We start from the raw sequence: 17,220 nt of genomic DNA, 5'->3' as shown, positions 1-17,220 counted from the left end.
CCGTACGGCGGGCGCGGCTCCGTCGCCCCCGCCCCGCGTCCGGGCGTGGCAACCCCTCCTGGTGATCCTGACGCTGACCGCCGCGTCGCTCTGCGCGCTGTGCCTCGGCACCCCGTACGTCCCACCGCACCAGCTCGTCGGTGCGGTGCTCGACGGGGACACCACGCTCGCCGGCGTCGTCGTCACCGAACTCCGCCTCCCCCGCCTGGTGCTGGCACTTGTCGCCGGAGCCTGCCTGGGCGCGGCGGGGCTCGTCCTCCAGGAGGCGCTCCGCAATCCCCTCGCGGTGCCGGAGATGCTCGGCGTCTCGTCCGGGGCGGCGCTGGGGGTGGCCGCGCCGCTGGTCCTGGCCCTCTCCCTGCCCGCCGTGGTCCAGCCCCTGCTGGCGCTCGGTGGGGCCGCGCTCGGCGGCGGGCTCACCCTGCTCGCCGCGGGCCTCGGACGCGGCCCGTCCGCCGTGCTGCTGACCGGTGCCGCCGTCGCGGCCGCCCTGCAGGCCGCGCTGCTCGTCCTGATGGTCATGGCGGACCAGCTCGACCTCCAGCTCATCTACCGCTACCTGCTGGGCTCGCTCTCCGCCAGGACCTGGGACGACGTCGCGGGACTCTGGCCCTGGCTGCTGATCGCGGCCCCCGCCCTCGTGCTCTGCGCTCCGGTGCTCTCGGTGATGCGGCTGGGCGACGAGGACGCCGAGGCCCTGGGGGTGCGGGCCCAGCGGGCACGGCTGGCCGCGCTGGCCGTCGCCGTCGTCCTGATCGCGCCCGTCACGGCCGTCTGCGGCCCGGTCGCGTGGGTGGGGTTCCTCGCCCCGCACCTGGCGCGACGGTTCGCCCCCACGTCGGGTGCGGTGCGCTGGCTGCCGTGGTCCGCCGCCTGGGGCGCCGTCGTCGTGACGGTCGCCGATGTCCCCGCCCGGCTGGCCCTCGCACCCGTGGAGACCCCGGTCGGTGCCTGGACGGCCTTGCTGGGAGTACCGGCCGGGGTCGCCCTGATGCGGTCGGGCCGCCGTGGCCGGACGGCCGGGACGGAGGAAGCCCGGTGAAGCGACGCTTCGTGTTGCTCGCGGTCCTGGCCGCCGTGTGCGCGGGGTTGGAACTCGTCGCCGGGCGTGGCATGACCCCAGGTGCGGTCTGGGACGTCCTCGGCGGGGGTGGTGACGCGACGGAGCGTCACATCCTGCTCCGGCTGCGGCTGCCCAGGATGCTGGTGGCCCTCGGTGCGGGCGCGTCCCTCGCCGTGGCCGGGCTCGTCCTGCAGTCCGCGCTGCGCAACCCCCTCGCGGGACCGGAGGTGACGGGCGTGACGCCGGGGGCGGTCCTCGGTGCCGTGACCGCGACGGCCCTCGGGCTCGCCGGATGGGACTCGCCCCTGGCCGTGGTGCTCGCCGCCTGTGCCGGCGGCTGCGCCGGGGCGCTGCTGCTGTGGCTGCTCGTGGGCCGTGGGGGCGGCGACCCGGCGCGGACCGCCGTGCACGGCGTGCTGGTGTCGGCGGTGCTCGGCGGGTTCACCGCCATGGTGCTGCTCGTGAAGCCGGGCGAACTCGGCAGCGTCGTGCAGTGGCTGGTGGGCACGACGGAGGGTCGCGTGTGGGAGCACTGGCATCTGCTGTGGCCCTGGGCGCTCGTCTGGGGGGTCGCCGCGTGGCTGCTCGCCGGGCCGTTGACCCTGCTGCGCTGCGGTGACGACATCGCCCTGGCCGCCGGCCTCTCCGCGGGGAGGGCCCGCTCCCTCGCCCTGCTGTGCGCGGTGGCGCTGACGGCGGGTGCCGTGGCGGCCGTCGGAGCGCTCGGCTTCGTGGGTCTGCTCGTGCCGCATCTGGCCGTGGCCCTCTTCGGCGCGGACCTGCGGGTGACCCTTCCCGGCGCCGCCCTGACGGGCGCTGTCGTGGTGTGCGGGGCGGACGCCGCGGCGCAGCTGTCCTCGCGGCTGCTGGCGGTGGCGCTCGATTCCGGACGGCTCACGCTGCCGGTGGGAGCACTCACCGCCTGCCTCGGGGCGGCCCTGCTGCTGGTCGTCGTGCGCCGTGTGCCGGGCCGAACGTTCTGAAGTCGACGGAGGACAGAGCATGACCCATTCCCACTCCCAGCCCCGGTCCCACTCCCAGCCCCAGGCGCAGTCCATGGGCATCCAGGTCGAGGGGGTCCACTTCGGCTACCCCGCGCGGCCCGTCCTGCGGGGCGTCGACCTGACCGTGAGACCGGGCGAACTGACCGCCCTGATCGGCCTCAACGGTTGCGGGAAGTCGACCCTGTTGCGGCTGGCCGCCGGACTGCTCCGGCCGGGCCGGGGGCGGGTGCTGCTCGGCGGGGACGACCTCGCCGGACTCTCCCGGCGTGCCACAGCGGCCAGAGTGGCCCTGCTGCACCAGTCCGCCCCGGCCGTACCGGGGTTGACGGTCCGCCATCTGGTGCGGCAGGGGCGATACGCGGCGCGGGGCCCGCTGGGCATGCTGCGCGAGGGCGACGACCCCGTGGTGCACCGGGCGCTGCGTGACGTCGGCGTGGAGCAGTGGGCCGACCGGGACGTGGACGCGCTGTCCGGGGGAGAGCGGCAGCGGGTGCGGCTCGCGATGGCGCTCGCCCAGGACACCCGGGTCCTGCTGCTCGACGAGCCGACCACCTATCTGGACCTGCACCACCAGCTCGACGTGCTGCAGACGGTGGTCCGGCTGCGCGAGGAGCGCGGCCTCACCGTGGTGATGGTGCTGCACGACCTGGCCCACGCCGCCCGGTTCGCCGAACGCGTCGTCGCCCTGCGCGAGGGCCGCGTGGTGGCCGACGGAACGCCGAAGGAGGTCGTCACACCGGCGCTGCTTGCGGACGTCCTGAAGGTGGCCGGCCGGGTCGGCGTGGACCCCGAGGGCGGCTGGCCCGTGTGTTACCCAGATCACCCTCTGGCCACCTTCGCCGCTATAGAAAATGAAAATCACATCCATTAGTGTCGATCACGGCGCTCGACCGAACGCCGCATCTCCCTTACGAACAAGGAGAGTTCATGGACAACGAGCAGATCTTCGCCCCGATCGCCGACCCGGGTCAGCTGGCCCACGACTCGGCTTCCCACTCCAACGCGCTCGTCGAGAACCCCTTCGAGGACACCGAGGAGTAAGCGAGGGGCTCACCACCCTCGACCGTGGGCCCGCCCGTCGCCTTTCGGGCGGGCCCACGCCCATCCCAAGCCCCGCCGTCAGGAGGATCGTCGTGCCCCGCAACCGGCTCGTCCCCGGAGTCGAAGTCGTCACCGTTCCCGGGCGCGGCCTCGCCGTCCGCACCGCCGAGGGGGAGTTCCTCAGCGTCAGGACCGGGGCGGCGGACGAGAGCGCCCTGCTCGCCCTGCTCTCCGGCACAGGCGCGACCCATACGGACGAGGAACTGCACCGCGTCGTAAGGGCCTTCGAGGAGGCCGGATACCTCGCGGAGGAGCCGCGGTGCACGCCGTGGCCCGCCGGCCGCCGGGACATCAGGCTCCTCGGCGACCCCGTACTCACCCGGCCGCTGGCCTCGCACCTCGCCGCCCTGGGCGCCGAGCCCCGTACCACCCCCGCCGTGACCGCACCCGAGGGGGCACCGGCACGGATGGACGACCTGCTCGACGGAGACCCCGCCGCCGTCGTGTGGTGCCTCGACGGACCCGTACCCGACGGGCTGTGGGAGGCCGCCGACCGGCTGCCCGCGCACGGAGTGGCCTGGCTGCGCTGCCACCGCGAAGGCTGGCAGGCGTACGTCGAACCCCTCGCCGCCGCTCCCGGCGACGTCACCTCGGCCCACGTCAGGGCCCGCCGGCTCGCCGCCACCCCCGCCCACCGCGAACTCGCGGCCTACTGGGACGGGCCCCGTACGACGGGCGCGCCCGTCCCGCTCGGCGTACCCGAGGCCGCGCTGCTCGCGGCCCTGCTCGCCGACGACCTCGGCCGGTGGGCCACCGGAACCCCGGACGCGGCCGGGCTCCCGGCCCGGCGCCGGCTCCGGCAGGTGGACCTGCGCACGCTGACCGTCACCGCACACCCGGTCCTACCGGTCCCCGCCGTCGCGCCGACGCCGAAGCCGGCGCCGCTGTCCGGCGGTTCACCGACGTCGAAGCAGGCGCCGCTGTCCGGCGGTTCACCGACGTCGAAGCAGGCGCCGCTGTCCGGCGGTTCACCGACGCCGAAGCCGGCGCCGCTGTCCGGCGGTTCACCGACGCCGAAGCCGACGCCGCTGTCCGGCGGTTCACCGACGTCGAAGTCAGCGCCGCCGTCCGACGGCTCACCGACGCCGAAGACGGACGGATGACGTCCTTCCGTACGGCCCCGGTCGCCGAAGACCTCGCCACGGACCTGCGACTCCCCGAAGGCGCGGGGCCCTTCCCCGCCGTCCTCATCCGCACCCCCTACCACCGTGCCCGGCACCTGGCGGAAGCGCGCGGCTGGGCCCGCCGGGGCTTCGCCGCCGTCGTCCAGGACGTACGCGGCCGGTTCGCCTCGCCGGGGGAGTGGCGGCCGTACGAGAACGAGGCCGCCGACGGTGCCGTGACCGCCCGATGGATCCGCCGGCAGCCGTGGAGCGACGGACGGTTCGTCGCCGTCGGCGCCTCCTACGCCGCGCACTGCGCCCTCACCCTCGCCCTCGACGCGGACCGGGAGGCGCGGCCCGACGCCGTCATCGCCGCCGTGCCCGCGCTCGGCGCCGCGGAGACCGCCCGCGAACCCTCAGGTGTGGAAAGACTGTTGAGCCGCGTCGGATGGTGGGCCGCCCACGGCGACCGCCGGGACTCCGACGACGGCGCGCTCGCCGAGGCCCTGGCGGCGGACCCCGGCCTGCTCGCCCACCTGCCGCTCACCGGCCTCCCCGAGCGGCTGGGCCGAAGCCTGCCCTCCTGGGCGGAGCTGTGGCGGCACGACGACCGCGGCCGTCTCACGGCGGGGGCCGCGCGGGCCGGCATGCCGCTGCTCGCGGTCGGCGGCCACCACGACCACTTCACCGAGGACACCCTCGCCCTGTGGCACACCTGGGGCGGTCCCTCGGCACGACTGCTCCTCGGCCCCTGGGGGCACGGACTCGTCGCCGCGCCCGGCCCCGGCGCGGGCCCGGCCCACCGGCTGGGCCTCGGCGAGCTGTACGTGCGATGGGCCCGCCGCGCCCTGACCGGCGACCTCACCTCCGGCCGCCACGGGGCGGTGGCGCTCGGCGGCGCGGACCTGTGGCTGCCCGCCGCCGCCGAGGGCGAACCGCGCACCCAGCGGCTGCGGCTGCTGCGCGGCGCCGCATTCACCGCCGATCCCGACCGCCCGGTCCGCTCCGACGACCTCGCCGTACCCACCGGGGGACCGTCCGACCGCTGCCTGCTCGCCACCGCGCCGCTGCCGCGTCCGCTCGACGCCGTCGGGCCGGTACGGGTACGGCTGCGGGCCACGGCTGACACGCCGTCCGCCGACTGGGCCGTCCGCCTCGTCGCCCTCACACCGGAGGGAACGGCCGAGCGCCTCGCCCTCGGTGTCCTGCGGCGCCAGGAACCGGCCGGCCGCGAAGCCGGGTTCACGGTCGAGCTCGGCCGGATCGCGCGGCGGCTGCGGGCCGGCACCCGACTCCGCCTCGAGATCGCCGGACACCATTTCCCGGCCCACGCCCGTAACCCCCACAGCGGGGACGACCCGGTGACGGCCGACCGGCTGCTCGCCTCCGGGCGGAAAGTCGACCCCGAGAGCGTGGCGCTGAGCCTGCACGTCCTCCCGTCCCGCCCCGCCCCCACCGACCCCGCCAAGGAGATCCTGCGATGACGGCGCTGCCGTTGGAAGCACTCGTCGACCCCGTCTGCGGCATCGTCCGCAAGGTCAAGCCCGTCGAGCACCCCGCGGGCGCCCCACCCCGCTACACCGCGCTCACCGCCGAGATATCCGACGCCCGCAGACTGGGCCTGTGGCCCGCCGACCGGGTGTCACTCGGCACCACCTTCGGCGACCCCGAACAGGCCCGTGTCGCCGCGATAGCCGAGGGGATCGAGCGGTACTGCGGCAACCGCGTGCCGCCGGCCGGTCACCCCGACGCCCCCCTGCGCGCCACCGCCGCCGAGCTGGCCGACAAGGGCCTGCGGCTCTACGGCCCGGACGACCTGCCCGCGTACGCGCCATGGCAGTACACCCGCGAGAAGTTCCCCTACCGCCGCCTGACCGCCGACACCCCGTCCCTGTGGACACGCGGCACCGAACGGCTGCCCGACGGGCGGACGGCGGAGGTCTGGGCACCCGTCGCCCTCACCCATCTCAACTGGCGCCAGGGCGAGCTGCGGGAGCTGCCCCGCACCCACCACCTCAACTACGCGGGCATCGCCACCGGGCAGGGACTCGACGACGCCGTCGAGCGCGGCCTCCTGGAGGTCGTCGAACGCGACGCCCTGGAACTGTGGTGGCACCTCGACGGGCCGACCCGCGGCATCGACCCGGCCAGTGTCCCCGGCCTCCTCGACGACCTGGCCGGATCCGCGCTCGACGTCCACCTCGTGGAGATGCCCTCCGAGTTCGCCCCGTGCATGGCCGCGCTCGTCCACGACCCTCGACTCGGCCTGTACGCGGCCGGGTTCGCCTGCAAGTACGACCCCGCGGAGGCCGCCCGCAAGGCGGTGCTCGAAGCCGTCCACACCTGGGTCTTCACCCAGGGCCTGACCGACCCCGACGGCTGGGTCTTCCAAGCCGTCGAGGCCGGCCTGCTGGCCCGCGGGCTCTACCTGGAGCACCGCGCCGACGGCCGCTACCTCGACGCCTGCGGCGAGCGGTTCGAGCACGTACGGGACCTGGGCGCGCACGTACAGGTGTGGCTGGACGGGCGGATGGCCGCCGAGGCCCGGCGGTTCACCGCACCCGCCCACGGAACCGTTCCCGTCGACGCGGTGGAACCCGGCAGCCGCGAACGCCTCGAGCGCGCGCTGCGCACCGGGGGCCACCGCCTCATGACCTTCGACCTGACCACCGAGGACGTGGCCGAGACGTCCCTGCGGGTGGCCCGGGTCCTCGTCTCAGGACTCCTCCCCAACGCCCCCGCCGCCTTCGGCTACTTCGGCTGCCCCAGGCTCGCGGTCGAAGCCGTCCGGCGCGGCTGGCGGCCGACCGCGCCGCACGCGCCCGAGGACTTCACCCTCGCGCCTCCGCCGCACATGTGAGGACCACCGTGGAACACCCCGACGTGCGCCGCCCGGTGGCCGCCCATCGCCCCGACCCGTACCCCGAGAACCTCACCGCCGCCCTCGCCCTCGCCCGCTCCCCGCGCCGCCCCGGCCCCGACACACCCGCGGGACCGGCCGTCCCCGCCTGGCCGGGGCCACCGCTGACGATCCCGGAGGGCGGCCCGGCGGAGCTCGATGTGCGGGCCCTGCTGCGGCTCTCCCTGGCCGCGTCGGACGACTCGGGAAGGCTGCGGCCGGCAGCCTCCGCAGGCGCCCTGCACCCGGTGGACACCGCACTCGTCGTGGGCGCCGGCTGCTCGCTGCCCCCCGGCCGCTACGGCTACGACCCACTGCGCCACCGCGTCCACCGCCTCGGCGAGGAGCCCGACGGCACGCCGCCGGGCCTGACCGCCGAACTCTCCGTCACCGCACGGCGCACGGCCTCCCACTACGGCCACCGCGCCATGCCGCTCCTCCTCCTCGACACCGGACACGCCGCCGCGGCGCTGCTCCTCGCGGCCCGGGCGCTGGGGACGGCGGAGCCCGGACTCCGGCTCGACGGACACACGACGAGCCCCCTCGCCGCCGTACGCGTTCCCCCGCCGGGCCCGGCCCGCCGGCCCGACCGCCCGCCGTACGGCGCGCCCACGTCCGAGGAGCTGCTCGCCCGCCGGAGCGACCCGCCGCCGCTCAGCGGCACCCCGAGCCCCGAGGCGCTGCGGGCGGTCCTCGCCACCGCCGTCCGGTCGGGCGGCGGCGACCTGCGCTGGTGCGCCGCCGTCGGCGGCCCCGAGCCCGGCCTGATGGAACCGGCCCCCGACGGCGCGGCACCACGGCGGTGCGCCGCAGGCGAGGCCCGCCCGACGCTCGCGGCCTGGGCGGCGGGCCAGGCCTGGATCGCGGACGCGGGCGCCGTCCTGCTCGCCCGCGGCTGCCCCGCGGACTCCGACGACGCGCACATCCGCCGCACCCACCTGCGGGCCGGACTCGCCGTCCACCTCGCCCATGTCACCGCCAGGCGCCACGGCCTCGCCGCCCGGCCCGTGGGTTCCTGGCAGCAGGCCGACCTCGGCGCGGCGCTCGGCGCCCCACCCGGCCAGGACTGGATCGTCCACGGCCTGGCCCTGGGGTCGTCCCGCCGGTCGGACCGGGCTCGCGGCCGCTGATCCGACGACCCGACTGATCGACAAGACACCACTCGGGCACCCTCCACGCCGACGAGGAGAACACCGCATGATCGTCCACCCCGAGCTGCGCCGCGCCGCCCTCCGCGCCCGGCGCCCGCTGCTCACCGCCACCCTCCTGCAAGGTGCCGTGACCCTCACCCACCTGGGACAGGCGGTCCTGCTGGCCGTCGCACTCGCCCACCTCGCCCGCGGTCACACCGGACAAGTCCCCTGGCTGCTGGCCGGGGTGCTCGCCGTCGTCACCGCCCGCGCGGGGCTCGGCACCTGGCAGCGGCGCACCGCCACCCGCGCCGGGGCAGAGGTCCGGGTGGCCCTGCGGGACGAACTCCTCGCCCACCTGGGCCGCCTGGGCCCCGCCCACCTGACCACCGCGCGGGCCGGAGCCGTCCGCACCACCCTCGTCGACGGCGTCGAGGGCGTCGACGCCTACGTCTCCCGCTACCTGCCCCAGCTCCTCATCACCCTGACCGTGCCACCCCTGGTGCTCGTCGCCCTGGCCGCCGTGGAACCGACGGCGCTGCTCGGTCTCGTCCCCGCCCTGCTGCTCGCCCTGGCCGGTCCCCGCGCCTGGGACCGCCTCCTCGCCGCCCGCGGCAAGGAGCACTGGGACACATACGAAGGGCTGGGCGCCGACTACCTGGAAGCCCTGCAGGGCATGCCCGCCCTGCGGGCCGCGGGCGCGGTCGGCCGCACCCGCGAACGACTGGAGAAGCGCTCGGCGGCACTGCACCGGGCGACCGTCGCCAAACTGCGCGTCTCCCTGGTCGACACCGGCATCACCGACCTCGCCATCCAGGGCGGCACCGCGGCCGCCGCGCTCCTCGCCTGCTGGTCGGCCGTCAGCGGATCGACCACCGCGACCGGCACCTACCTGGTGCTGCTCCTCGCCTCCGAATGCTTCCGGCCGGTCCGGGACCTCGCGCGCGAATGGCACGCCGGATACCTGGGCGCGTCGGCCGCCGACGGGATCGCGGCGCTGCGCACCGCCGAACCCGCCGTCCACGACACCGGGACCGCCTCCGGGCAGTGGCAGGCACCCCCGGAACTCCGCTTCGACAGCGTCCGGTTCAGCTACGAAGGCGCACCGGAACCCGCCCTCCACGGAGTCTCCTTCACCGCACCGGCGGGACGCACCACCGCGATCGTCGGCCCGTCCGGCGCCGGGAAGTCCACCCTGCTCGCCCTGCTCCTGCGCCACCACGACCCGCACGAAGGCCGGATCACGCTCGACGGGCGCCGCACCGACGAGTACTCCCTGGACGCGCTACGGCAGGGCGTCGCCGTGGTGTCGCAGGACACGTACCTCTTCCACGCCACGATCGCCGACAACCTGCGCATGGCCCGGCCGGACGCCGCGGACGAGGACCTGACGGCGGCGGCGCGCGTGGCGGGCGTCCACGACGAGATCGCCGCCCTCCCCGACGGCTACGCCACCGTCCTCGGCGAGCGCGGCGCCACCCTGTCCGGCGGGCAGCGACAGCGGCTCGCCCTCGCGCGGGCCCTCCTCGCGGACGCCCCCGTGCTCGTCCTCGACGAGGCGACCAGCTCGGTCGACGAACGCCGCGAGGCGGACATCGTCCGGGAACTGCTGAACGCCGTCGGCGACCGCACCGTCCTGGTGATCGCCCACCGGCTCGCCGCCGTCCGCCACGCCGACCACATCGTCGTCCTCGACGCGGGACGGGTCGACGCCGTCGGCGACCACACGGGCCTGGTCGCGGCCGGCGGCGTCTACGCGCGCCTCGTCGAGGCCGGCCGCACCCACCCGGGAGAACTCGCCGCATGAACGACATCACCGCGACCGCCACCGAGGCCGGAACCGCCCCCGAGGCCGGAGGCGCCACCGCGACCGCCACCGAGGCTGGAACCGCCCCCGACGCGGTCGTGCCCGAGCGCGGCTCCCTGCGCGCGCTGCTCCCCGCCCTCGCCGAGCACCGGGCCATGACGGCCCGCACCTGCGCCGCCGCCCTCCTCGAGCAGGCCTCCCTCGTCACCCTCCTCACCCTGGCGGCCCACACCGTGGGAACGGCCGTCATCGAAGGCCGGGCCCCCTCGTCCGGCACCGTCACCGCGCTCGCCGCCCTCGTGCTCGTACGGGCCCTGATGACCTGGCGCGAGATGGACCTCTCGCACGACCTGGCCTACCGGGTCCTCGCCGCGCTGCGCGTACGCGTCTTCGACGGGCTCGCCCGCAGCGCGCCCGCCCGCGTCGCCGGCCGGCGCAGCGGCGACCTCGCCGCCACCGCCATGGCCGACGTCGAGGCACTGGAGTTCCTCTACGCCCACACCACCGCACAGCTCCTCGCCGCGGGTACGGTCTTCACCGGCGGCGCGGCGGTCCTCGCCACGGTGGAGCCCTGGCTGCTCGCGGCCGTCCTGCCGGTCGCGGCGCTGCTCACCGCGGCCCCCTTCGCCGAGGCCCGCGGGCGCGCGGCACGCGGCGCCCGCACCCGGACGGCCGTCGCCGGTCTCTCGGCCGACACGGTGGAGATCGTCGACGGCCTGCGCGAGCTGCTCGCCTTCGGCGCCCTCACCGGACGCCGCCGCCGACTGGCGGTCCGCGGACGGCAGGTCGGCGACGCCCAGCGCGCCGAGGCCACCTGGGAGGCCGGCGCCGCCGCGGTCCGCGATCTCCTCATCGTGGGGGCGCTCCTCGGAGTGGTGGCCGCCGCGGCACACGCCATGACCTCGGGACGGCTGCACGGCGCCTGGGCACCGGCGGCGATGGCGCTCTCCCTCGCCGTGCTCGGGCCCGTCGCGGAGTCGGCCAGGTCCCTCAGCCAGGCCGTGGCCCTGCGTGCCGCCGCCGCCCGCGTCGGCGCGGCCGTCAAGGCCCCCGCACTCGCCCCGCCGCCCGCCGTTCCCCGCGCGCTTCCCCCCGGCCCGCTGGGCGTCCGACTGCACCGGGTGCGGTTCGACTACGGCGGCGGCCCCGTACTCGACGGCGTCGAGCTGACCGTCCCCGCGGGGCAGACCCTCGCCCTGGTCGGCGCCTCGGGTGCGGGCAAGTCCACCTGTGCCCACCTCCTGGCCCGCTTCTGGGACCCGTCAGCCGGGGCGGTCCAGCTGATCCCCGCCGACGGGCCGCCCGTCGACGTACGGGAGGTGGGCGACGCCGACCTGCGGCGGGCCGTCGCGCTGGTGGGCCAGGAGACGCCCCTCTTCCACGGCACCCTCGCCGACAACCTGCGGCTCGCCGCCCCCGAGGCCGACGACGACCTCCTCGCCGAGACGGCCCGCCGGTGCGGCGTCGACCGGATCGCCCCCCTGAGCACCCCGGTCGGCGAGCGCGGCGCCACCCTCTCCGGAGGCCAGCGGGCCCGGATGGCCCTGGCCCGCGCGCTCCTGGCGCGGCCGAGAGTCCTGGTACTGGACGAGTCCACCGCCCACCTGGACAACGCGAGCGACGCCGAACTCGCCACCGCGCTCCGTGAGGAAGGACGGACGACCCTCGTCATCGCCCACCGCCGCGCCACCATCCGCCGCGCGGACCGCATCGCCGTCCTCGAAGCCGGACGGGTCGCCGAGGAGGGCACGTGGGAGGAGCTCACCGGCCGCCCCGACAGTGCCCTCAACCGCACCCTCGCCGACATCCCCTTCTGAACGTCAGAGGAACTCGGCGAGGCCCGCGAGGAGCCGGTCGATGTCGTCGGTCGTGTTGTAGGGCGCCAGACCGACCCGCAGGGCGGGGCCCTCCAGCTTCAGCGCGGCGAACGGCTCGTGCGCGTAGAACTGGCCGGCGGTGGCGAGGACGTCGCGGGCGGCCAGGTGGAGCTGGGCCTCGCGCGGGTCGCGGCCTTCGAGGGTCATCAGGAACGTCGGGGTGCGGTCCTGGGCCTTCGAGTGCAGCGTGACGGCGTCGCCGAGGTCCCTGAGGCCCTCCTCCAGCCTCGTACGCAGCGTCATTTCGTGTGCGTGCAGGGAGGCCAGGGACCGCGTCAGCCGCTCCCGGCGCGTGACGCCGGGGCCGGGGTCCATCGCGGCGAGGAAGTCCACGGCGGCGCGGGCGCCCGCGAGGATCTCGTACGGCAGGGTGCCGAACTCGAAGCGTTCGGGGACGGCGTCCGAGGACGGCAGGAGCTTGTCCGGGCGGAGGGTCTCGAGGAGTTCCGGCGCTCCGGCGAGCACGCCGCAGTGCGGGCCGAGGAACTTGTACGGCGAGCACACGAACAGGTCCGCGCCCAGCGCGGGCACGTCCACGAGGTGGTGTGCCGCGTAGTGCACCCCGTCCACGTACACGAGGGCGCCCGCCTCGTGGGCCAGGTCGGCGATCCGGCGGACGGGCGGCTTGGTGCCCAGGACGTTCGAGGCCGCGGTGACCGCCACCACCCGGGTCCGGGACGAGAGGGCCCGCTCGTACGACCTGAGGTCGAGCTCCGCCGTCTCCGGGTCGACGTCGATCCAGCGGACCGTCGCTCCCGTGTGCTCGGCCGCCTGGACCCAGGGACGGACGTTGGTGTCGTGGTCGAGGCGGCTCACGATGATCTCGTCCCCCGGCCGCCAGCCCTTGGCCAGGGTGCGGGAGAAGTCGTACGTGAGCTGGGTGGCGCTGCGCCCGTGGACGATGCCGCTCGCGGGCATGTGGAGCAGGTCGGCGTAGGCGGCGCGGAAGTCGGTGACGGACTGCTCGGCGTTGCGCTCGGACGGGCTGACCGTGCCCCGGTTGGAGAGGGGGCCGGTGAGCGTCGCGGCGATGGCCTCGGCGACGGGGCGCGGGGTCTGGGTGCCGCCCGGCCCGTCGAAGAAGGCGAGCCCGTGGTCGAGGGAGGGGAAGTGGGCCCGGAGTGCGGTGACGTCGATGGGCATGGCCTCGGCTTTCTGTCGGACGGCTCGTCTGGGGCGGTGCGTCTGGGTCGCGGGATGCCGTGGGACGGTGCACGACCACCGGTGCCGGGCCGTCGGACGGGGCGCCGGCACCGGGAGTACGGGGGTGGGGGCCGTCCTACTCGGTCACGCCGGGGCCGACGCCCTCGGGTGCGTCGCCGGTCGGCCGGATGTCGGACCGCCCGGCGGCGGACGGCTGCCGCAGGCTGCCGAGGTCGTGCGCGTAGGTGCCGACGGCGTTCGCGATGACGTCGATGTTGCGCTCGAACGCCGTCATGCTGATGTTGCCGAGGGTGTCCCCGGCGGCGTGGTAGTTCGGGTCGAACGCGACCCCAGCCGTCCCGCCGAACTTCTGCGCCTCGGCAGGCGACTTGAGGCCCTCCGCGCCGGCGAACGTACCGCCGGAGGGGATGCCTGCGGTGACGAACGGGCCGTAGTCGAAGCGGGCGACGAACGGCGTGCCGGCGTGCGGCAGCCCCTTCGTGCCGAGGAACGCGGTGATGTCGCGCTCGAGCCGGTCGGAGCCCGCCGGGGCGGTCTGCGTGTTGGCGCCGTCCGAGTTGTCGCCGTCGTACACGAACAGGCCGTGGTTCGCGGAGGCGATCAGCTCGAAGTTCAGGTAGAGCTTGATCTCCTGCATGGCGGGCGGCGTGAGGTTCGCGACGTAGTGGTGGGAGCCGAGCAGGCCGCTCTCCGCGGCCGACCACCAGGCGAAGCGCACCTTGTTCCGCGGGTGCTTCTCCTTCTTGGCCAGCTTGAGCGCGACGTCGAGCAGTCCGGCGGCGCCGGAGCCGTTGTCGTTGATGCCCGGACCCGCGAGCACCGAGTCGAGCGAGGCCCCGAGCATCACGGTGTCGGCGGCGTCGCCGTTCTTCGTCTCGGCGATCACGTTGTTGGTGGAACGCTTCTCCTGGAGCTGGCGGATCTCGAAGGAGAGGGTCACCGGGCCCTGGGCGAGGTCGGCGGCGAGCTTCTCGCCCTCGGCCTTGCTCATCCCGCCGGTGGGTATCTTCGCGGCGGCCGGGTCGCCGAGGGTGCCCGAGAGCGGACCGTATCCGGCGTCGATGTTGTTGTAGATGAGGGCGCCGGTGGCGCCCGCGGCGGCGGCCTGCTGCTGCTTGGCGGCGAAGGAGCAGCCGCCGCGCCTGATCAGCGCGATCCTGCCGGTGTAGGTGCCCGTGGTGTAGTCGCCGGGCTCGCAGCCGGTGGTGCCGTCGGCGTCGACCGGGACGGCCGCCACCTCGGCCGTCACCCCGCCCACCGGCGTCGACGGGGTGTACGTCAGGGCCCTGATCTCGATGTCGCGTGGGGCCGGGGTGATGGTGGAGAGCTTCTCGGCCAGCGTCTGCGTGTAGATGAAGTCGAACCGCTGGTACGAGACGTCGTACCCGGCCCTCTTCAGCTGCTGGTAGACGTGCGCGGCCGAGGCGTCGTGCCCCAGCGAGCCGGCGACGCGGTGGCCGCCCGCCGAGTCGGCTATCGCCTGGAACCTCTGGAGGTGCTTGAAGGCGTCCTCGGCGGACGCCTCGCGAACGAGCGCCTTCGAGAGCGCGGCGGCTTCCCGGCCTGCCCTGTCCTGCTCGGAGGAGGCGGGTGAGGCGGAGGCCAGGAGGAGCGGGGTCGCCAGAGCGGCTGCGGCGAGGGTGGCCGTGGCTCTGCGAGAGGATGCGTTCACGAGGTCCTTCCCGGGGCGAACGAGGTTGAGGGGAAGTTAGCGATCTCTGGGGGGTTCTGTGAACACACGAGCCACAACTCGCTGCATTCCAGCCATAGTTATGGCGTCCCTGTGAAGGCCTCGTGAGGGGGTGGGAGGCAGGGGCGCGTGGCGGACCGGCGTCGCACCGTCCGGCCTCGGCGCCGGCTGACGACATCCCGTCGACCCGTGGGGGACTGCGGGAGTTCCGCGCCGCTCTCTCCCGCCGACAGGAAATGCCCGGGGCGGAATCGGCATGACGCGGACATGGCGAGTCGTCCCGGGGCGGGATGAAGGCGGCCGGACGTGTCGAGCCACTCCCAGGAGCATGCCGTTCCTTGAGGATTTGCATCCCCGTCCGGGCAATCCGCTTCGGTCGTTCGGTATACGACAGGAACGGCCGCAGAATGTCGTGGCGTTCGAGCGATGTACGGGCGATGGTGACCCGGCGGGGCGTCTGCCGGGCGGGGCTGTCGGCGCTCAGCGGCCAGCCGAGGCCCCCGGATCGGCGCGGACCGGCCGAAGCCCGGCCGCCGGTGGCCGTTCTTCTTCGGTTCGGCATACGAGCCCCCGCCCCCGGGCGTGCGGGAGCCCCCGATATGCGGGAGTGCCTTTACCAGTGCAACCCGTGCGCCCGTGTGGTGCATTGTTTTCCGGAGGGATCGGAATGGTCCGAAAGGATTTCGGGCCCTCTGGGAGGACGCGGTATTCGGCCGGGGGTATTGGTCCCGGGGTTGTGGACGGGCAGCCGTTTCGTATTCCGTAGGATTTCACTCGGATGGTCATGGTGGCGTGCGTCGCGACTTGGCAGGGAATTCAAGTCCATGGTGACCTGATACGACATGAATGCGGCGATGTGGGATGTGTCCGTCGTGCGCCCGGAGGGCGGTGCCCAGTCGGCCGGAAACAGACGTTCGCGTCAGCGCCGCATTGACGGGTGGTGGGGGATCGGCTGGTGGTGTCGGGCCGCCCCTGTCACAGTGTTCCGTTGGTGTTCGCCCGTGACACCACGGGTGTTCGGCGGTCCTTCGGTGGCCCTTGGGCGGTCCCTGTGGTGACCCTCGGGCGGACCGGAAGTCGACGGGTCGGACGTTCGTCGCCGTCCGAGTTCTTTCGGAGGACTGGTGTCTTCGTCAATGGCGTATGAACATGTTGATTCCATGGGCACGCCCACTTGACGTCCTTTTGGTGGTACGGCAAGATCATGGCGATCTCCGGCATTTCTCTCCGTTTTGCACCGTCCGTGTGTCGAGGGAACCGGCGGAGGGATGGGCATCGGGGAAGGGGGAGACGTGTCCGACACATCGGCGCGGGGAAAGTCACGGCGAGGTCCTTGTGTCGAAGACGAGGAGTCGGCCGCGCATTTACTCTCCTGCGAGGCCGGGTTGCTCGACGCCTATCGGAGCAGGCTCGTCGAAGAACGCAATCCGCTCGGGCTGGACATGGAAGCCTGGGATTCCGTATGTGATCGGGTTCATGGAATTTTGAACGAGTGCTGGGCCACGCCGGGCACCGGTGCCGGGGCATCGGGCGAGCCGCGATCCGTGCGGCTCACGGGCCCGCGGGGTGCCGGCCGGATCGCCCGGGGAGGAGCCGTGTCGGTCCACGCCGTGCGTGCGGGATCCTTGCTGGTCGAGGTCGTCGCGGAGTACCTGGAGCGCTCCCTGACCCTGCGGTCGTCCGGCGCACCGAGCGCTGTACGGCTGCCGGCACGGGTTCAGGCGGCGGTCACGCGCTCACTGACGGACGGCGCGGAAGGCGCTGACGCCCCTGGCCGCACTGACGCCGATGACCGCGCGTGCGGGGCGGACCGCGCGGACGAATGCGACCACCAGCTGCTCGATGTCGTACGGGACTCCACCCGGCGCAGCCGCGAGGCGATGGCGCGGGAGATCCACGACCGCGTCGGCAGCGCGGCCGGCCTCGCCCTGCGCCGCCTCGAGCTCCACGAACTCACTCGCGGCGACTCCTCGGCGGTCATGATCGCCCTGCCGTGCGGCGCGACGTCGGGAACCGCGTTCCGCGGTGCCGCCCGGCAGCCCCTCTCGCCCCGCGAACGAGAGGTCCTCATGCGTGTCGCCGAAGCGCTGAGCAATCGTCAGATCGCCGTCCTCCTCGGCATCACCGAGGCGACGGTGAAGCGGCACCTGCGGAACATCTTCGAGAAGCTGGGCGCGGCCTCGCGCATCGGGGCCGTCAACAAGGCGCTGGAGGCGCGGCTCATCGACCCTGCGGGGAAGGGCGAGCGGCAGTACGCCTTTCGGAGCATGCCCGATGCTCCCTGAAGGGCCTGGTGCCGCCCTGGTGTCCGGATCTACATTCGCGGCCATGCCTCGAGTGACGACCCTTCCGGCACGCTGCGCAGTCGCATATGTCATGACC

General features: G+C 74.6%; 12 protein-coding genes and 1 pseudogene. 11 read left to right on the top strand and 2 right to left on the bottom strand.

Translation table 11 applies throughout. From position 1 onward, the window contains the following. Positions 1-73: 73 nt before the first annotated feature. The 10 genes and pseudogenes from IO20_RS0103740 (at position 74) to IO20_RS0103695 (ending at position 11,924) form a co-directional block, all read left to right on the top strand. Positions 74-1,042, top strand: coding sequence for a FecCD family ABC transporter permease (locus IO20_RS0103740; RefSeq protein ID WP_211270342.1), 969 nt, complete (start codon positions 74-76; stop codon positions 1,040-1,042). After that, positions 1,039-2,046, top strand: a complete 1,008-nt coding sequence (locus IO20_RS0103735) for a FecCD family ABC transporter permease (RefSeq protein ID WP_031126810.1) — start codon at positions 1,039-1,041, stop codon at positions 2,044-2,046. The genes IO20_RS0103740 and IO20_RS0103735 overlap by 4 nt, the downstream gene beginning before the upstream one ends. Before the next feature lie 73 nt (positions 2,047-2,119). Beyond that, entirely contained in the window at positions 2,120-2,938 is an 819-nt protein-coding gene (locus tag IO20_RS0103730) for an ABC transporter ATP-binding protein (protein WP_030546158.1), read from the top strand. A 56-nt stretch (positions 2,939-2,994) separates the two neighbouring features. Then, positions 2,995-3,108, top strand: a complete 114-nt coding sequence (amiA, locus tag IO20_RS41155) for a streptamidine family RiPP (protein WP_243900507.1) — start codon at positions 2,995-2,997, stop codon at positions 3,106-3,108. Between the two features lie 92 nt (positions 3,109-3,200). Then, positions 3,201-4,043: pseudogene (locus IO20_RS0103720) on the top strand (hypothetical protein); the annotation flags it as partial. Between the two features lie 224 nt (positions 4,044-4,267). Next, the gene (locus IO20_RS0103715) at positions 4,268-5,755 is read left to right on the top strand and encodes a CocE/NonD family hydrolase (protein WP_030546162.1); all 1,488 of its coding nucleotides are present in this window, start codon (positions 4,268-4,270) and stop codon (positions 5,753-5,755) included. After that, the gene (locus IO20_RS0103710) at positions 5,752-7,131 is read left to right on the top strand and encodes a YcaO-like family protein (protein ID WP_030546164.1); all 1,380 of its coding nucleotides are present in this window, start codon (positions 5,752-5,754) and stop codon (positions 7,129-7,131) included. The genes IO20_RS0103715 and IO20_RS0103710 overlap by 4 nt, the downstream gene beginning before the upstream one ends. Positions 7,132-7,139: 8 nt before the next feature. Further along, positions 7,140-8,300 (top strand): nitroreductase family protein, encoded by a 1,161-nt coding sequence (locus tag IO20_RS0103705; protein ID WP_051874270.1) that lies wholly within the window; start codon positions 7,140-7,142, stop codon positions 8,298-8,300. A gap of 67 nt (positions 8,301-8,367) precedes the next feature. Next, positions 8,368-10,107, top strand: coding sequence for an ABC transporter ATP-binding protein/permease (locus IO20_RS0103700; protein ID WP_030546168.1), 1,740 nt, complete (start codon positions 8,368-8,370; stop codon positions 10,105-10,107). Next, positions 10,104-11,924 carry an ABC transporter ATP-binding protein gene (locus tag IO20_RS0103695; protein ID WP_078945829.1) on the top strand — a complete coding sequence of 607 codons (1,821 nt, stop codon included), beginning with the start codon at positions 10,104-10,106 and terminating at the stop codon, positions 11,922-11,924. The genes IO20_RS0103700 and IO20_RS0103695 overlap by 4 nt, the downstream gene beginning before the upstream one ends. 3 nt (positions 11,925-11,927) lie before the next feature. Here the strand turns inward: IO20_RS0103695 and IO20_RS0103690 are convergent, their stop codons facing one another. Together IO20_RS0103690 and IO20_RS0103685 are read right to left on the bottom strand one after the other, a co-directional pair. Continuing rightward, positions 11,928-13,127: a cysteine desulfurase-like protein gene (locus IO20_RS0103690; protein ID WP_030546172.1), complete on the bottom strand. Its 1,200-nt coding sequence runs from the start codon at positions 13,125-13,127 to the stop codon at positions 11,928-11,930. 136 nt (positions 13,128-13,263) lie between these two features. Next, positions 13,264-14,820: a M28 family peptidase gene (locus tag IO20_RS0103685; protein ID WP_030546174.1), complete on the bottom strand. Its 1,557-nt coding sequence runs from the start codon at positions 14,818-14,820 to the stop codon at positions 13,264-13,266. Between the two features lie 1,310 nt (positions 14,821-16,130). Between IO20_RS0103685 and IO20_RS42280 the strand changes: the two genes are divergently transcribed. Beyond that, a complete protein-coding gene (locus IO20_RS42280) occupies positions 16,131-17,123 on the top strand; it encodes a helix-turn-helix transcriptional regulator (RefSeq protein ID WP_425423695.1) in 993 nt (330 codons plus the stop codon). Positions 17,124-17,220 lie beyond the last annotated feature (97 nt).

The sequence above is a fragment of the Streptomyces exfoliatus genome, assembly GCF_000725545.1.
Classification (GTDB): Bacteria; Actinomycetota; Actinomycetes; order Streptomycetales; family Streptomycetaceae; genus Streptomyces; species Streptomyces exfoliatus.
This window is presented reverse-complemented; position numbering and strand designations above follow the sequence as displayed.